13 protein-coding genes are annotated in these 12060 nt (G+C 38.8%); 12 read left to right on the top strand and 1 reads right to left on the bottom strand.

Annotated elements, in window-relative coordinates:
* The 12 genes from dnaG to Q0P34_RS07810 form a co-directional block, all read left to right on the top strand.
* The coding region (gene dnaG, locus Q0P34_RS07755; RefSeq protein WP_294955149.1) for a DNA primase at nt 1-1409 on the top strand (1409 nt) is incomplete at its 5' end.
* A 14-nt stretch (nt 1410-1423) separates the two neighbouring features.
* A complete protein-coding gene (rpoD, locus tag Q0P34_RS07760; RefSeq protein WP_294955151.1) occupies nt 1424-2542 on the top strand; it encodes an RNA polymerase sigma factor RpoD in 1119 nt (372 codons plus the stop codon).
* Nucleotides 2542-2763: a DUF896 domain-containing protein gene (locus tag Q0P34_RS07765; RefSeq protein WP_178667479.1), complete on the top strand. Its 222-nt coding sequence runs from the start codon at nt 2542-2544 to the stop codon at nt 2761-2763. Before rpoD ends, Q0P34_RS07765 begins: the two co-directional genes overlap by 1 nt.
* Nucleotides 2751-3422, top strand: a complete 672-nt coding sequence (locus Q0P34_RS07770) for a deoxynucleoside kinase (RefSeq protein WP_294955153.1) — start codon at nt 2751-2753, stop codon at nt 3420-3422. Before Q0P34_RS07765 ends, Q0P34_RS07770 begins: the two co-directional genes overlap by 13 nt.
* The gene (locus tag Q0P34_RS07775) at nt 3415-4308 is read left to right on the top strand and encodes a phosphatidylglycerol lysyltransferase domain-containing protein (RefSeq protein ID WP_294955155.1); all 894 of its coding nucleotides are present in this window, start codon (nt 3415-3417) and stop codon (nt 4306-4308) included. Before Q0P34_RS07770 ends, Q0P34_RS07775 begins: the two co-directional genes overlap by 8 nt.
* Nucleotides 4301-4759, top strand: coding sequence for a GNAT family N-acetyltransferase (locus tag Q0P34_RS07780; RefSeq protein ID WP_294955157.1), 459 nt, complete (start codon nt 4301-4303; stop codon nt 4757-4759). Before Q0P34_RS07775 ends, Q0P34_RS07780 begins: the two co-directional genes overlap by 8 nt.
* Before the next feature lie 2 nt (nt 4760-4761).
* A complete protein-coding gene (locus Q0P34_RS07785; protein WP_294955159.1) occupies nt 4762-5301 on the top strand; it encodes a DJ-1 family glyoxalase III in 540 nt (179 codons plus the stop codon).
* The gene (locus Q0P34_RS07790) at nt 5270-5857 is read left to right on the top strand and encodes a 5-formyltetrahydrofolate cyclo-ligase (RefSeq protein WP_294955161.1); all 588 of its coding nucleotides are present in this window, start codon (nt 5270-5272) and stop codon (nt 5855-5857) included. Before Q0P34_RS07785 ends, Q0P34_RS07790 begins: the two co-directional genes overlap by 32 nt.
* Before the next feature lies 1 nt (nt 5858).
* Entirely contained in the window at nt 5859-7073 is a 1215-nt protein-coding gene (gene mltG, locus Q0P34_RS07795) for an endolytic transglycosylase MltG (RefSeq protein ID WP_294955163.1), read from the top strand.
* 3 nt (nt 7074-7076) lie between these two features.
* The gene (locus Q0P34_RS07800; RefSeq protein ID WP_294955165.1) at nt 7077-8306 is read left to right on the top strand and encodes a U32 family peptidase; all 1230 of its coding nucleotides are present in this window, start codon (nt 7077-7079) and stop codon (nt 8304-8306) included.
* A 40-nt stretch (nt 8307-8346) separates the two neighbouring features.
* Nucleotides 8347-9849 carry a penicillin-binding transpeptidase domain-containing protein gene (locus Q0P34_RS07805; RefSeq protein WP_294955167.1) on the top strand — a complete coding sequence of 501 codons (1503 nt, stop codon included), beginning with the start codon at nt 8347-8349 and terminating at the stop codon, nt 9847-9849.
* A 35-nt stretch (nt 9850-9884) separates the two neighbouring features.
* Nucleotides 9885-10877, top strand: a complete 993-nt coding sequence (locus tag Q0P34_RS07810) for a YafY family protein (protein WP_294955169.1) — start codon at nt 9885-9887, stop codon at nt 10875-10877.
* A 33-nt stretch (nt 10878-10910) separates the two neighbouring features.
* On the opposite strand, the gene metA is transcribed toward Q0P34_RS07810, so the two are convergent.
* Nucleotides 10911-11825: a homoserine O-succinyltransferase gene (metA, locus tag Q0P34_RS07815; protein ID WP_294955171.1), complete on the bottom strand. Its 915-nt coding sequence runs from the start codon at nt 11823-11825 to the stop codon at nt 10911-10913.
* Nucleotides 11826-12060: the final 235 nt, after the last annotated feature.

Raw genomic sequence — 12060 nt, forward strand, 5'->3', positions numbered from 1 at the left:
TTTTAGAAATTAATCGCGAAACTGCAAGGTTTTATCATAGCTATATGATGAGCGAAGAGGGCAAGGTAGGACTGCAATATTTTCTTGACAGAGGCCTGTCGCTTAAAACCATTAAACATTTTGGCTTGGGCTATTCGCCAAATTCCTGGGACTCACTTATTAAGCATCTAAAGTCACTTGGGTACAATCCGTCGGATATGCTTGCTGCAGGTGTAGTTCGTAAGGGCGAAAAGGGCTATTACGATTATTTCAGAAATCGTGTAATGACTCCTATTATTGATGTCAGGGGTAACATTATTGCCTTTGGCGGAAGGGTGCTCGATGATTCAAAGCCAAAATATATCAACACATCCGACACACTTGTTTACAAAAAAACAAACGAGGTGTTTGGCCTCAATTTTGCAAAGAACAGCGGTAAGGACAGCATTATTCTTTGCGAAGGATATATGGATGTTATTGCAATGCACCAGGCAGGCTTTGACAATGCCGTAGCCGGATGCGGAACTGCCTTAACAAATGAGCAGGTTAGGTTAATAACACGCTATGCAAAAAATATTTCGCTTGTATACGATAATGATGAGGCAGGTCAAAAGGCTTTAAGCAAGGCAATTACGATGTTTAATCAGGTTGATGCGTCAATCAATATTCCCACATTAAGCGGAGGCAAGGACCCTGATGAAATTATCAAAACCCAAGGCCGTGCAAGATTTGAAGCAATGCTTGAGGGAGCATCAAACAAAATAGAATTTGCCCTAACTCAGCTGAGAAAAAAGTATAATCTTGTTACCACACAGGGAAAAAGTCAGTTTGCCGCCGAGGCAGTAAAAATTTTGTACGGTGCATCTCCGGTTGAGCAGGATTTGTATTTGTCGCGTATCGCAGAGGAGCTTGGTATTGATAAACGTTCAATGCAGGCACAGCTTGATGAGTACGTAAGGCGAGAGTCAAGAAAGCAAAACCGACAGCGGTATTCAAAAATTCTCGATGAAAATATGCGTTCTGTTCGCAGGGAAAGCTTTGATAATTCCACTTCAACTGCATCGCTCAAGGCGCAGGAAAGGCTTATCAGTCTTTTGATGGCTTATTCCGAATTTGTTTACCTGTGCGACGGCTTTGATGATAAAAAGCTTTCCGACAGCTTTTATAAAAAGGCATACAATGCGGTAGTTAACAGAATACGAAACAATATGTCGCTTGATTTGATTGTGTTTAACGAGGAGTTTTCGAGCGATGAAATGAGCAGATTTTCCCGAATTGTTGATCAGTCACCGAAAAGCAGCGATGCAAAAAAAGAGCTTTCCGATTGCTTAACAACAATTTCGCGGGAATACGATAAACAAAATTCAAAAAGCGCATCTGAAATGAATGATGATGATTTCAGAAGCTTTTTCAATAATATGAATACATAAAGAGGAGAATGATTATGGAAAATAATAAGCCTGTAAATGAAACAGAGAAGAAAGAAAATGCGTTCAAAAAAATAATCGAAAGGGGCAAGCAGTCAGGTCATCTAACTGCTCAGGAGATTGATAATTTAATCGTTGAGCTTGACCTTGATGTTGATGAACTTGAAAGCCTTAATGACCTTATTGATGCAAACAACATTAGCATTATAGATGATTTCTCCTCCGAGGCATTGGACGGTATTTCACTTGAGGTTGATTTGCCAAAGGAAACCGACGCCGCAGATTCCGTTGCAGTAAATGACAATGCACAGATGGATGATCCGGTAAAGGTTTATCTTAAAGAAATCGGCAGAATTCCTCTTTTGACAGCAGAGGAGGAGATTGAGCTTGCTATGAAAATAGCCGATGACGATGAGGGCGCAAAGAAGCGTCTTGCCGAGGCAAACCTTCGTCTTGTTGTAAGCATTGCAAAAAGATATGTTGGCCGCGGTATGCAGTTTCTTGATCTTATTCAGGAGGGCAACCTTGGTCTTATTAAGGCTGTTGATAAGTTTGATTATACAAAGGGATTTAAGTTTTCAACCTATGCAACCTGGTGGATTAGACAAGCTATTACAAGAGCTATTGCCGACCAGGCAAGAACAATCCGTATTCCTGTTCATATGGTTGAAACAATTAATAAGGTAAAGAAGGCTCAGTCACAGCTTCTTCACCTAAACGGTCACGAGGCAACTCCGGAAGAAATTGCAGAATACCTTGAATTTCCTGTTGAAAAGGTAAGAGAGATTATTCGTGTTTCTCAGGAGCCTGTATCTCTTGAAACACCTATCGGCGAGGAGGAGGACTCTCACCTTGGTGATTTTATTCCGGATGATGATGCATTGGCACCTGCCGATGCGGCTTCAATGAGCTTGCTTAAGGAGCAGCTCGCAGAGGTTCTTAAAACTCTCACACCGAGGGAGGAAAAGGTTCTCAAGCTTCGCTTTGGCTTGGAGGACGGCAATCCAAAGACACTTGAGGAGGTCGGCAAGGAGTTCAATGTAACCCGTGAGCGTATTCGTCAGATTGAGGCAAAGGCTTTGCGTAAGCTTCGCCACCCAACAAGAAGCAAAAAATTAAAGGACTTTTTAGACTAATGACAGAGGAAAAGATTAAAAGGATAAATGAGCTTGCTCATAAATCAAAGACTCCCGAGGGCTTAACCGAGGAGGAAAAGCAGGAGCAAGCCATATTAAGACAGGAATATATAAATTCCTTTAAGGCGAGCCTTATAGGTCAGCTTGAAAATACATATATTGTTAGACCTGACGGCTCAAAGGAAAGGTTAGAAAGAAAAAATAAAAAATGGGAAAACTGATTATTATTGAGGGTTTGGACGGTTGTGGAAAATCAACTCAAACCGCTCTGCTTGAAAAGTATCTTGATGACAAAAGCATCAGCTTCAAAAAAATAAAGCTACCTGATTATGACAGTCCGTCAAGCACACTTGTAAATATGTATCTCGGCGGAGAGTTTGGCTCAAATGCAAACGATGTCAACGCATATGCTGCATCTGCTTTTTATGCGGTTGACAGATTTGCTTCATTTAAGCTTAAGTGGAAAAAGGAGTATGACAACGGAGAATTGATCCTTGCCGACAGATATGCAACATCAAATTTGATTTATCAAATGGAAAAAATTTCTGCTGACTGTTGGGATGAGTATATAGAATGGTCAGAGGATTTTGAATACGAAAAAATCGGAGTACCTCGTCCCGATGCAGTTATTTTCCTTGATATGCCCGTTGAGGTTTCGCAAAGGCTTATGACTCAAAGATACTGCGGAGATGAAAACAAAAAGGATGTTCACGAGGCGAATGTTGAGTTTTTGAACGGATGTCGCAGGTCTGCGCTTTATGCCGCAAAAAAGCAAGGCTGGTATGTTGTTGAGTGCTCTGACGGAGAAAATCCGCTTCCGATTGAGAAAATACACAGTAATATTGTTAGTATAGTAGAAAAGGAATTAAGTAATGCTTAAATTCAAAAAGCCGGTTATAGAGGACAAGCAGTGGGTTAACAGCTGTCTTGCACATGCAAACAGTATGAATTGCGAGTACACCTTTGGCAATATACTGATTTGGAGCACGGCATATTCCACACAAATATGCAAATATAAGGATTTCTTTATCTGCAAATGGGGCAAGGGAAGTGAAATCAATTATTCTCTGCCGTTAGGTGAGGGAAATTTTACACAGGCCGTGCAGGAAATTATAGATTATGCAAAATCTTTAGGTGAAAAGCCGAGTATTTACGGAATAACCGAGGGCTATCTCGGTCTTATGCAGGAGGCATTTACCGGTAAATTTTCATATAAATTTGACGAGGGATATAATGACTATATATATTCCACCGAAAAGATGGCAAGCCTTTCGGGCAAAAAGTATCACGGGAAGAGAAATCATATTACAAATTTCAAAAAGAACAATCCGGATTGGTGCTTTGAGCCTCTTAATAAAGAAAACTTTAAGGAATGTATAGAATTCCACACCAAATGGATAGAAAACAAGGATGCTAATGATCCTGATTATTCCTTTGAGCTTGAGGCAGTTCTAAAGGCATATGAGTATTTTGATGAGCTTGATTTTGTCGGTGGGCTTATTCGTGTTAACGGCAAGGTTGTTGCATACACTCTCGGCGAGGCTCAGATGAACGGCCGTTGCTTTGTATCTCATTTTGAAAAGGCACCTGCCGATATGGTCGGCGCCTATGCAATTATTAATCAAGAGTTTACAAAAAATTGCCTTATGGAATATGAATATGTTAACAGAGAGGAAGATTTAGGCATTCAGGGGCTTCGCAAGGCAAAGCAATCCTATCACCCTGAAATTTGGCTTGAAAAGTGTACGGCTGTTTATAATGATTAAGATAACAAATAATATTGATGATATTGTTCCGCTTTGGAGCGAGGCCTTTGGCGACAGCAGGGAAGATATAGTATTCTTTATTGATAATATAAGAAACGGGGTTTGTCTTGCCGAGTTTCAAAATGATAAGGCTGTCAGTATGCTTTATCTTGTTGATTGCCGCTTAAATTCAAAACAGGCACATTACATTTATGCCGCCTGTACCGATAGTAAGAGTCGAAAAAAAGGATATATGTCAGGTCTTATTAAATATTGTATTGATAATTATGACAGAGTTTGCCTTATACCCGCAGACGAACATCTTGTAAATTATTACAACAAACAGGGGCTTGTTTTTAAGCACCCTGTTGACGATTTGAAATTTAATGAGTGCCGTGAGCTTATTGATGAGTACCTTTATGCAGGGTGCTCGCTTGATAGTCCCGTGGTACTTGCAAATAAAGGAGAATAGCTATGGTTTATGTATTCTTGGCAGACGGATTTGAAATTATTGAGGCATTGTCTCCCGTTGATATGTTAAAGCGTGCAAAGATTGAAACAAAGCTCGTTGGTGTTACCGGAGAAATTGTTACCTCATCTTGCGGCGTAGCTGTAAAAACAGATATGCTTATTGATGATTTCGATTTTTATGATGTTGAGGCAATAGTGCTACCCGGAGGTATGCCCGGTGCAGAAAATCTTGACAATTGTAAAGCATTGCAGGGTATAATAGATAATGCAAGCAATACAAACTCTTACATTTGTGCAATATGTGCGGCACCGTTTATTCTCGGCAAAAAAGGCTTATTGGACGGTAAAAAGGCAATTTGCTTCCCCGGCTATGAGGAATACCTTGAGGGAGCTGAAATTTCAAAAGATTTTGTTGTAACTGACGGTAGGATTATTACAGCCAAAGGTGCCGGAGTGTCGGTGGATTTCGGACTTGAAATAGTAAAACAGCTTCGAGGTGAGGAGCTTTCAAATGAAATCAGAGCAAAAATTCAGTGCAGATAAAAACAAACTGCGTGCATATGCAAAGCAAATTCGTGCAGAGATTATCAATAAAGAGGATAAGGCTTTGATTATCGGTACATCATTTTTTTCATTAGAGGAGTATAAAAAATGCAAATTACTGCTTTGCTATGTTACTCTCGGTGATGAGGTTGATACAGATAATATCATTAAAAAAGCGTTATCCGACGGCAAAAGAATTGCCGCTCCGTTCTGTACCGATAAAGCCGGTAATATGGAATTTTATTACATAAACAGTCTTGACGATTTAAGCGTTAAATCATTTGGCATAAGAGAGCCAAATCCCGATTACTGCCAAAAGGTATGCGATTTTTCAAATGCAGTTATAATTGTACCCGGACTTTGCTTTGATGCTGACGGTAACCGACTTGGATACGGAAAGGGCTACTACGATAGGTTTTTACAAAAACACCCTTTATTTTCTGTTGGGTTGTGCTATAATAACCTTATTGTTGATAATGTACCTACCGATTGTTACGATAAAAAAATGAATGTAATCATCACCGATACAGATGTTTACAGAATTAATGGAGGATAATATGGATAGGTTTAAGAATTCAAACGAGAATCCTGATTTCTATTTTTCTAACAGTGAGGGTGCACAGGCTAATGCTCCTGTTAAGCAATCAGCACCTCATAATGCAAAAAGAAAGAAAAAATCATCAGGTGTAGGCTCAACTTATCTTTTTTTCATAATTGTTATTTGTGTTTCTGTGGTTGTGTCTATTTATGCAATACTTTGCATGAATGACCTCTTTGCAATTACAAAAACAAAGTCAAATGTAACGGTGTCGTATTCACAGGCAATAGAATCTGCCGATGATGCTATTGATATTCTTGCTGAAAAGGGACTTATCAGATGTAAGAATTTTTGCAAGTTTTTTGTAAGGTTTAGGGATAACTTTATTACAAATTCACGCCTTGGCGGTCCTTATGAAGCAGGCGTATACTACCTTAACGGAAAAATGGGACTTGAAGGTATGCTGGTTACTCTGCAGGGTGACACATCATCTTCCGAAACGGTAACTTTGACCTTCCCTGAGGGATATACCGTTCCCCAGATTGTAAATAAGCTTTCGGAAAATGATGTTTGTGACAAATCGTCATTACTTTCCGTAATTCAGTCAACAGAATTCACCTATTCTCTTGTAACAAATCTCAAGGCAAGTGATTCTGTTCCGTATAGGCTTGAAGGCTTTATGTTCCCCGATACCTATGAGTTTTTCATAAATGAAAGTGCGTCAAGTACTGTTCGTAAGTTCCTTGAAAACGGTGATGCAAAGTTCACCGAAAAATATAAGCAAAGGGCAGAGAAGCTTGGCTATTCAACTTATCAAATAATTACCATTGCATCTATCATTCAAAAGGAAGCGGCTAACGATGAGCAGATGAAGGAAATTGCCGGTATTCTTTACAATCGTTTGGAGGACACCGTTAATTTCCCGACATTAGGTTGTCAGTCAACCGCAGACTATATCACCAATAAGGTTGCACCTAATCTGTCATCAACCTCTTCGCATACTTCGGAATACTATATGGCATATTACAATACAAATAACTCTTCAACCGTTGTTGGACTTCCGGCAGGCCCAATCTGCAACCCGGGTATGACAGCCATTCATGCTGCTCTTTATCCAAAGGATACATCAGCAAAATTCTTCTTCCACGACACAAAGGGTAATTTGTACACAGCAAAAACCTATAGTGAATTTAAGCAAAAGGTTAGGACTTATGCTCCTTATTTGGAATACTAAATTATGAATCAAAAGTTGGAATTGCTTTCTCCTTCGGGAGATATTGACAGATTAAAATTGGCTGTGAAGTTCGGTGCAGACGCAGTATATATCGGCGGTGAAATGTTCGGTATGCGTACAAATCCGTCAAATTTCAATGCCGATCAGCTTAAGCAGGCTGTTGAGATTGTTCATTCGGCAGGCAAAAGATTATATTTAACCTGTAACACCTTGCCGAGAAATAATGAGCTTGATTATCTGCCTGATTATCTAAAATATGTTGAATCAATAGGAATTGATGCGCTTATCATTGCCGATATGGGTGTTCTTGCCTTGGCAAAAAAATATGCACCAAATACAGAAATTCATATGTCAACGCAGGTTGGTATAGTAAACTACGAGGCGGCAAATGCTCTGTATGATATGGGCGCAAAGCGTATTGTAACCGCAAGAGAGCTTTCACTTGATGAAATAAAAACCATTCGTGACAAAACAAATCCTAATTTGGAAATTGAGGTGTTTGTTCACGGCGCAATGTGTATGTCCTTTAGCGGACGTTGTATTCTTTCCGATTATATGGTGGGCAGGGATGCAAACAGAGGGGATTGTGCACAGCCTTGCAGGTGGAAATACCATCTTGTTGAGGAAACAAGACCGGGGCAGTATTTTCCGGTAAATCAGGATGATAAAGGAACTTATATTTTTAACTCAAGAGATCTGTGTATGATTGACCATATCCCCGAGCTTGACAGAGCCGGTATTGATTCCTTCAAAATTGAAGGCAGAGCAAAGAGCGAATACTACACGGCAATCGTAACCTATGCTTATCGTCATGCAATAGATGAGTATATTAACAGCGGCAGGAGGGCTGACTTTGTGCCGTCTCAATGGATTCTTGACGAAATGGAAAAGATGAGCCATAGGGAATATACAACGGGCTTTAATTTCGGTCCTATCAAGGACGGTCAAGTGCTTGATACAGGCGGTTATATTCGCAACTGGGATGTATGTGCACTGTATAAGGAGCAGGCAAACGGCAGGCTTGTTGTCACACAACGTAACAGGTTTTATCAGGGGGATGTGCTTGAGGTTGTCGAGCCGTTCAAAAAGCCATACCAAATCACTGTTGAGGATTTGTATAATGTAAATGATGACGAATATACCGATGTTGCAAATAAGGCAACCGATGTTTATTCCTTTAGGTGCGACAGAGAAATTTCACCTGATGCTATATTCAGAGTGGAGCGTAAATAAACAATAACCCTTTTGTACATAATACAAAGGGGTTATTTTTATGTACAAAAGAATTATATCCTTGTCAATTGTTGTTTTGTTTTTATTTGTGTGTATAGGAGGACGGGTTGGATACATTTCACTCAGCAAAAACTATGTTGTAGATTTTGGTAAAAACTCCTATTCCTTTGTTATTGACAATAAGCAACCCACTGTTTATTATCGATCCGGTATAAAGGCTACAAACAACTGTTATCGCTTTGTTGCAGTTGTAAAGCCAAATCCAAAATGCGTCGGTGAGTTAAATAAGCTTTTTTCAAATTCAAAATGCGATGAAATAATAGAAGAGCTTAAGAAAGGAAAGCCTGTTTTGGTTTACCTTGATTCGTGCCCAACGGTTCAGCTAAATGCAATAAAAATATACAAAGCCCTTTCGTCAAGTAACAATCTTTATCAAATAATTTCAAAATCATCAAACGGATTGTTAAATCATATAGCTTCACCGATAGGCAAATACTCTATTTCGTTTAGCGTTGATGCAAACGGCAGAATGCTTGACGGTGACGAAGGAACAACGGAAAAAATTAATTACGACTCTAACGAGGGATACCAAATATCAATTGATGAGCAGATTCAAAATATAGCTGTAAAAGCGTCATCAAATATGAAATCGGGCTGTGTTGTTGTTATGGATGTGAATGATTCCTCAATCCTTGCATGTGTAAATAAACCGTTTGATGACTACAATATCAAAGCATTCGGCCAATATTGTGTCGGCTCAGTGTTTAAGATTGTTGTGGCTTGCTGTGCGTTGGAAAATAATTGCTCACCGATATATGACTGCAAGGGCACCGTAAAGGTAGGCGATACACAGTTTAGGTGCCAAAACGGCAACGTTCATTCCGTACAAGGATTAAAGCAGGCACTTGCAAATTCATGTAATTGTTATTTTGTAAATCTTGCATTAACGCTTGGCAGGGATAAGCTTTTTGCAACCTGTAATAAGCTTGGCTTTGATTCGTATACCCGTCTTTTTGATGATTGGGATATTCTAAATGCTCAACTTCCGACAAAGAATGATTTAGTCAGTCAGGGTGAGCTTTCTCTGTTTGGATTTGGTCAGGGAAAGCTTACGGTTACTCCTATGCAAATCTGCTCCGTCCTTTGTACGATTGCAAACGGCGGTACCTTCAATCAACCGCGTCTTGTACTAAAGGGTGTTAATGATAAGGGCGAGATGAGTCAAATAATTTATCCACAGGGTAAAAAGGTATTGAGAAAGAGTACCTGTGACAATCTTATTAGATATATGAGGTATGTTGTTACAAACGGCACTGCATCAAGCGTGATGTATAATGATAGATTTTCTGCAGGTAAAACAGCAACCGCCCAGACCGGACAGTATATCAGAAATACGGAAAGATTAAATACTTGGTTTGCAGGAGTGTATCCGTATAATAACCCAAAATATGCAATTGTTGTTATGACCGAAAACGGCTCGTCGGGTGCGGGAGATTGCTGTCCGATTTTCAGTACCATAGTTGAAAACATAGATAATATGTGATATAATAATGCCATAATCTTCCTCGAGGTGATGTTATGGCAGGAAACAAAAAGATTAAAACCTTATTGGTATATAAATTTCTTAATGATTATTCCGATGAAAATAATCCTATTTCAACAACTCAACTTATTCAAATGCTCGCCGAGCAGGGTATTGAGTGTGAACGAAAATCAATTTATGCAGACATTCAAACTCTAAACGATTTTGGTTTTGACATCGTATCTGTCAAATCTCCCAAGCGTGGTTTTTTTATGGCAAGCAGAGATTTTGAAATTCCCGAGGTACGCCTCCTTATTGATGCAGTAACCTCCGCCGGATTTATTACTCCCAAAAAGACGCAGAATCTTGTTGAAAAGCTTGAGGCACTCGTGTCAAAGAATCAAGCAAAATCTCTTGTTACACAGGTGTATTTTGATTCAAATACAAAATGTGATAATGAGGAAGTATACTATATTATTGATGCATTGCACAAGGCAATAATGAATAAGCAAAAGGTTAAGTTTGTGTATAAGCGCAGAAATATCGATGTAGAAAATAAAAAAAGCTACACTGAAAAAACCTTTACTGTCTCTCCTTATGCTCTTATCTGGAAGGAGGACCATTACTACCTCGCCTGCAATAATCAAAAGTATGATAACATTATGAATTTGCGTGTAGACAGAATGAAAAAGGTACAGCTTTTGGATGAACCGAGCAGACCTGTTTGTGAGGTCAGCGAATATAAAAATACTTTTGATGTGGCCGATTATTCTCAAAAAATGTTCGATATGTTCAGCGGTCAAACTGCAAAAATGCGTATCGTTTGTGACCTCGGCTTGAGAGAGCAGATTATGGATAGATTCGGTGCGAAGGTTCCTATGCTTGCATATGACAGTAAGCATTTTGAAACAACTATTGATGTTGCAGTTTCAGAGGGATTAATATCTTGGCTTATGTCATTCGGGAACAAGATAAAGGTTCTTGAGCCTCAAAGTATTGCGGATGCAGTTCAAAACAGAGCAAAAGAAATTTTGGACGCGTATAAATAATTTAAGCTCCTTGAGTTTATCAAGGAGCTTTTGCTATAATGTGCTTAAATCATACGGTGTTTTTTGATATACAAAATAGTTCAACCAGTTGTTAAAAATAATATTTGCAGTACCCTTCCATTCCATACGTGGTGTAGCATTGGTATCGTCGTTTGGAAAGTAGTTGTACGGTATTTCTATGTCTAACCCTTTTTCTTTATCTCTAAAGTATTCCTTTGCCAATGTTTCTCTGTCATACTCGCTGTGACCGGTGATAAAGAATTTTCTGCATTCCATATCAGACACAATGTGGATGCCTGCCATATCACTGTACGAAAGTATTTGCAAATCCTTAACCTGTGCAATATCCTGTGTTTTAATTTCCGTGTGGCGTGAATGAGGAACATAATAAATATCATCAAGTCCTCTCATAAGCGGATGTGTTTCATCCAGGGATTTGTGCGGAAAAATACCAAATATCTTTTTTGATGTTTTGTATTTTTTTATTCCGTAATGATAGTATAATCCGGCCTGGGCACCCCAACAAATATGAAATGTTGAGTAAACGTTGGTCTTGCTCCATTCCATGATTTTGCAAAGCTCATTCCAGTAATCAACCTCTTCAAATTCCATTTGTTCAACAGGTGCACCGGTAATTATCATTCCGTCATATTTATTGCTCTTAACCTCATCATATGTTTTGTAGAATTTATCCATATGGCTTTTAGAAACATTTTTTGCTTCGTGTGTAGCAACCTGTAAAAATTCAACATCAACCTGAAGCGGAGAATTACTGAGCAATCTTAACAGCTGTGTCTCTGTTTCAAGCTTTGTAGGCATTAGGTTGAGTATAATAATTTTTAGCGGTCTAATGTCTTGTGTGTCTGCTCTTGTGTTGCTCATAACAAAGATGTTCTCTATTTCAAGACGTTGCTTTGCCGGCAATTCGTTATCTATTCTTATTGGCATAACTCAACCTCCTTTATAATATCGTTTATGTATTATACCAAAAATACTTTCATTATTCAAGTGCAATATTATATGATTGCCGTTGTATTGAATATAATAATGATATATATTAACAAAAAGATTTAATATATTTATCCTATTATGTATAATATGTCGGTTTTGAATATTTTTGAAAAAATTTTCAAAAAAAGTGTTGACAAAGGGGATGAATAGTGATAAGATGAACAAGTCGTCA

This window comes from uncultured Eubacterium sp., from assembly GCF_945980375.1.
Taxonomy (GTDB): domain Bacteria; phylum Bacillota; class Clostridia; order Oscillospirales; family Acutalibacteraceae; genus Eubacterium_R.

Coding starts and splice junctions, on each gene's coding strand:
- metA (WP_294955171.1), bottom strand. CDS start 11,825: ATGCCAATAAGAATAGATAACGAATTGCCGGCAAAGCAACGTCTTGAA.
- rpoD (WP_294955151.1), top strand. CDS start 1,424: ATGGAAAATAATAAGCCTGTAAATGAAACAGAGAAGAAAGAAAATGCG.
- Q0P34_RS07800 (WP_294955165.1), top strand. CDS start 7,077: ATGAATCAAAAGTTGGAATTGCTTTCTCCTTCGGGAGATATTGACAGA.
- Q0P34_RS07770 (WP_294955153.1), top strand. CDS start 2,751: ATGGGAAAACTGATTATTATTGAGGGTTTGGACGGTTGTGGAAAATCA.
- Q0P34_RS07765 (WP_178667479.1), top strand. CDS start 2,542: ATGACAGAGGAAAAGATTAAAAGGATAAATGAGCTTGCTCATAAATCA.
- Q0P34_RS07805 (WP_294955167.1), top strand. CDS start 8,347: ATGTACAAAAGAATTATATCCTTGTCAATTGTTGTTTTGTTTTTATTT.
- Q0P34_RS07775 (WP_294955155.1), top strand. CDS start 3,415: ATGCTTAAATTCAAAAAGCCGGTTATAGAGGACAAGCAGTGGGTTAAC.
- Q0P34_RS07790 (WP_294955161.1), top strand. CDS start 5,270: ATGAAATCAGAGCAAAAATTCAGTGCAGATAAAAACAAACTGCGTGCA.
- mltG (WP_294955163.1), top strand. CDS start 5,859: ATGGATAGGTTTAAGAATTCAAACGAGAATCCTGATTTCTATTTTTCT.
- Q0P34_RS07785 (WP_294955159.1), top strand. CDS start 4,762: ATGGTTTATGTATTCTTGGCAGACGGATTTGAAATTATTGAGGCATTG.
- Q0P34_RS07780 (WP_294955157.1), top strand. CDS start 4,301: ATGATTAAGATAACAAATAATATTGATGATATTGTTCCGCTTTGGAGC.
- Q0P34_RS07810 (WP_294955169.1), top strand. CDS start 9,885: ATGGCAGGAAACAAAAAGATTAAAACCTTATTGGTATATAAATTTCTT.